Origin of the sequence: Bartonella sp. AP258QHHD (assembly GCF_042196145.1) — a bacterium.
Classification (GTDB): Bacteria; Pseudomonadota; Alphaproteobacteria; order Rhizobiales; family Rhizobiaceae; genus Bartonella.
In genome coordinates this window covers 1-4,871 of record NZ_JBHIPR010000041.1, presented here as the reverse complement: position 1 = coordinate 4,871, position 4,871 = coordinate 1, and the positions used below count along the sequence as shown (strand labels likewise).

1 protein-coding gene and 1 pseudogene are annotated in these 4,871 nt (G+C 42.2%); one reads left to right on the top strand and one right to left on the bottom strand.

Annotated elements, in window-relative coordinates:
- Nucleotides 1-405: 405 nt before the first annotated feature.
- Nucleotides 406-2,986: pseudogene (gene clpB, locus ACFIMM_RS03945) on the bottom strand (ATP-dependent chaperone ClpB).
- 458 nt (nucleotides 2,987-3,444) lie between these two features.
- Here clpB and ACFIMM_RS03940 point away from each other — a divergent pair.
- On the top strand, nucleotides 3,445-4,476 hold the full coding sequence (locus tag ACFIMM_RS03940) for a DUF3472 domain-containing protein (protein ID WP_375682669.1): 1,032 nt from the start codon (nucleotides 3,445-3,447) through the stop codon (nucleotides 4,474-4,476).
- Nucleotides 4,477-4,871 lie beyond the last annotated feature (395 nt).

Sequence of the window (4,871 nt, the reverse complement as noted above, 5' to 3'; positions counted from 1 at the left end):
AGCAACAGCACAACGATCAACATTATTTGTTAATATATCAAACAACGAAACATCCTTAAGTCAAATTCAGATCAGCTCCCCATCCCCCTTCAAAGAGCAATGTTTTACGGCGGATAAACGGCATTTCTCTCTAACGTTTTTACGCACAAAGCAATAAAGCAATCCCGCTTGTGACTTCACTTATAAAATTGCAAGAAAATAGTTTTCACGACAAACAGAAGTAAAAGAATCCTACGATATTCGAAAACGCTGATTTAACATGCAAAAACACCAGCCACTCCCTTTGCTTTGCAATAAAATACCGCTGTCTCATCGTGAATTTTTCTAAATCAGCACGCCTCAAAGAGCGGTGTTTATCACATAATAGGATTATCACCGCCCTTTATAGCGTGAATTTTTCCACACTTAATCTTCAGGCAAAAATTCCAACCGATCTCCTTGTTTTGTAATTTTCACCGTCGTCTCATCATGAATTTTTCCAAATAAGATATTTTCCGCCAGTGGGTCTTGAATTTCTTTTTGGATAATCCGTTTAAGCGGACGCGCACCATAAAGGGGATCATAGCCCTTATCGGCAAGAAACTTTCTCACCTCTGGCTCGATTTGCAAAGTTATTTTGCGTTCATTGAGCAAATTTTGCAAATGTTCTATCTGAATATCGACGATAGCTTCCATATCGTGACGTTGCAGCCTTTGAAAGAGAATAATCTCATCAATACGGTTTAAAAATTCAGGACGGAAAGCCGCTTTAACGACATTCATAACATCATTTTTTGCCTGATCGGTTGTTTGCCCTTCAGGCAAAGCAGTTAAAAACTCAGCACCAAGATTTGAGGTCATAATCAACAAAGTGTTACGAAAATCGACGGTACGTCCTTGACTATCAGTCAAGCGTCCCTCATCCAACACTTGCAACAAGAGATTAAAAATATCAGGGTGTGCTTTTTCAATTTCGTCAAACAGAATGACCTGGTAAGGTCTTCTACGTACAGCTTCAGTCAGCACCCCCCCCCTCTTCATATCCAACATATCCAGGAGGTGCCCCAATCAGCCGCGCCCCGGCATGCTTTTCCATATATTCCGACATATCGATGCGCAACATGGCATTTGGGTCTTGAAAGAGAAAAGCGGCAAGAGCTTTGGTTAATTCGGTTTTCCCCACACCAGTAGGACCCAAAAACATGAAAGAGCCAAGCGGACGATTGGGATCTTGCAACCCTGCACGCGCGCGGCGTACAGCACGAGAAACAGCTTGAACAGCCTCTCCCTGACCAATCACACGTTTGCTAATTTCATCTTCCATCCGCAACAGCGCCTCCCGTTCTGCCTCCAGCATTCGATCAACAGGAATACCGGTCCAGCGTGAAACAATCCGCGCCACATGTTCAGCAGTAACCGTCTCTTCAACGAGATGATTTTGTTGGTCATCATTTTCCGCAATACTCAATTGTTTTTCGAGTTCAGGGATAACGCTATAAGCGAGCTCTCCAGCGCGTTGGAATTGTCCATCACGTTGTGCAATAGCCAAAGCATTACGGGCTTCTTCGAGTTGTTTTTTCAAATCAGCAGCATGCCCTAATTTTTGTTTCTCAGCCTGCCAAGCACTTGTCATCTCAGCGGACTGTTGTTCCAATGTTTTGAGTTCCTCCTGCACATTTTTCAACCGTTCTTTTGCTGTTGGCTCGACATCTGTTTTCAAAGCTTCCCGTTCGATCTTCAACTGTAAAATACGCCGATCAACAGCATCGAGTTCTTCCGGCTTTGAATCGACCTGCATGCGCAAACGCGCCGCCGCTTCATCGATAAGGTCAATAGCTTTATCCGGCAAGAAGCGATCTGTAATATAGCGGTTAGACAAACGCGCCGCCGCAATCAAAGCACTATCAGCCAAGCGCACTTTGTGATGTTGTTCATATTTTTCCTTAATACCGCGCAAGATAGAAATAGTATCTTCCAAAGAGGGTTCAGGTACAAAGACAGGCTGGAAGCGGCGTGCCAAAGCAGCATCTTTTTCGACATATTTTCGATATTCATCGAGCGTAGTAGCGCCCACACAATGGAGTTCTCCGCGTGCAAGAGCAGGTTTTAACAAGTTAGAAGCATCCATAGGACCATCAGATTTTCCAGCGCCAACAAGATTGTGCAATTCATCAATAAACAAAATGATCTGTCCATTTTCGGCTTGCACCTCTGCCAGCACCGCTTTAAGGCGCTCTTCGAATTCCCCACGATATTTTGCACCAGCGATAAGCGCTCCCATATCCAACGCATGAAGCTGTTTATCCCGCAAAGTTTCAGGTACATCGCCATTAACAATGCGCAATGCCAACCCTTCCACAATAGCTGTTTTCCCCACCCCAGGCTCACCAATCAACACGGGATTATTTTTGGTCCGCCGTGAAAGCACCTGAATAGTGCGGCGGATTTCCTCTTCCCGCCCAATCACAGGGTCGAGTTTTCCTTCACGGGCATCTTTTGTGAGATCCCGGGCATATTTTTGCAAGGCATCATATTGTCCTTCAGCATGGGGGCTTGTTGCTGTTTTTCCTTTCCGCAGCGCATTAATTGCCCGATTAAGCGCTTGCGGGGTCAATCCTCCACTTGTTAAAATATCGGCTGTTTTTGCGGTCTTTTCCATGATCAGCGCTTGCAACATGCGCTCCACAGTCACAAACTGATCACCGGCTTTTTTCGCAATATCCTCAGCCAGCGCGAAAACTTTTGCCAATGGCTGCGAAAGATAGAGCTGTCCATTTCCCCCCTGCACTTTAGGCAAAGCATCAAGTGCTTCTTTTAGCGCCTTTTGAATAAGAGTAAGATCACCACCAGCGTTTTGGATAAGCGATGCAGCCAATCCTTGAGAATCGTCTAACAACACTTTCAGGAAATGCTCCGGCATAAACTGCTGATGATCAGAAGCAAGAGCGCTATTTTGTGCTGATTGTAAAAAACCCTGCACGCGTTCGCTATATTTTTCCAAGTTCATTTTTTTTCCTTAAATCTCAAGCCATCACCACACTTTAACCTCTCCAATATTCCACAAAAGAAACATCCAGAAAGGATTATCCAGCCTCTAAAAAACACCGCGAAAAAAGCAGCAAGAAGAAGAACCATAGTGCTAAAAAGAATATGGGTTTCTACAAGCCTCATAGCAAGAGGGAGAAAAAAAATACGCTATCATTTTAAATAAAAACCGCAACTTTTCTTATACCCCCCATCATCACTCCCCTTTTTAAACCATCACCCCTAAATTCCACCATTAAAACTTAAATTTGAACAGCAGAAAAGGAGCATGCAAAAACACTTTAAACAAAGTAGTCTTTACAGCATATAGTTTAGAGTAAACATTAAAGTATTTTCTCTAATTTTACTTAACAAAACATTGAATATGTGCTTTAATACTTATAAAGTTACACTATTTTTATTAAGATAGAGGATTTGAGTATGTACCATACTGTAAAAAAGGTTATTTTAATACTTTTATTCCTTCTGATAAGTAAACCAAGCTATGCCGTTTTTGCCGGCAAAGTTATTACAATAGAGCATGAATGGCTTAAAAATGCATCATTTGATCTATTTGTTTTCACCCAGCAAGTAAATTACGATGGTGGGCCTAACTCCATCTATTTCTGGGGAAATAAATTTGAATTCCAAAATGGAAAAAGTGGACAAATTGGTTTTTTCAACAGGAGCGGCCGTACCATTCATTTTTCTATCTGGAATGCAACTGGATGGAAGGGTAATACATGTAAGCATTTTACTCAGGAAGGTTCAGGAGTACGATGTGAAATTAACTTTCCATGGGAGATGGGACGCAGATATCGATTATATGTTGAAAAAAATAGAAATCTAGTTACAGCGACAGTAGTCGATTTTATAACGGGTAAAAAAGTGAATATTGGGACCATAGAAGTACCAAATACATTTGGACAACTCCGTAAATCTTCAAGTTTTGTTGAAGACCATTCTCGTTGGAAGAGACATCTCTCCTCCTGTTATGATTTAAGTCCGCAAAGTTCGATTTTTTTTGAGCCTCAAGGCATAAAACAAAACAAGCTACACGAAGGGAGTCTGAAAGCTTCTAATCAAGGAAAGTGTCAAGATTCTGACTTCATCCAAACATCATGTACATCCAACTTTTGCATGACAAGTATAAGCGACTTTGGAGGTTTGGCCTCGCCTACTACTAAACCAGAAATACAAATTTCCAATGAGAAAGATCTGTCTGCAGAAACAATTTCTAACGTTTTGAAACAAAAAGAGCTTGTCGTTATTCGTTCAAAAAATCGTTCTTGGGCACCCAATATCTTTTTGCCATCTCCTGATTCATTTAAGTGGAAATCAATCTTTATAGATCATCTAGCGGCTTTCAGTTCTACGCTTCACACCACTCACGGCACACAAAAGATAACCACAGGTCAAAAGATTATGTATATGTCTGATGGAAAAACTTGGAAGATTATGAAAAGAAACTAGCTTTTTTCTTCTTGATAAGCCCCTCACTCCCCTTTGAAAACAACTGGGGGTGAGAAAGTTTTTTTTCATTTCCCCACCACGGCTCCCTTTCCCAGTTATTTTTTCGAGCNGTTTTTTTTCATTTCCCCACCACGGCTCCCTTTCCCAGTTATTTTTTCGAGCCCTGCTCTCATCCCTTTAGCTCACCTCATCATCATACTTTCCAGCGTATTTTCTCCATTCTCACCCCCTTTCAAAACCACAACACCCTTTAATAAAATCCTCACCTCCCTCTTCTATCACCCTCACACCATCCCTTCACGCATCCCTTTAAACTACCCCCGCCTCTTATCCACACCCTCCCCCTTGTCCATAGGCACTCTCCCATTCCACGCACTCCTTTTTCTCTCCCATCA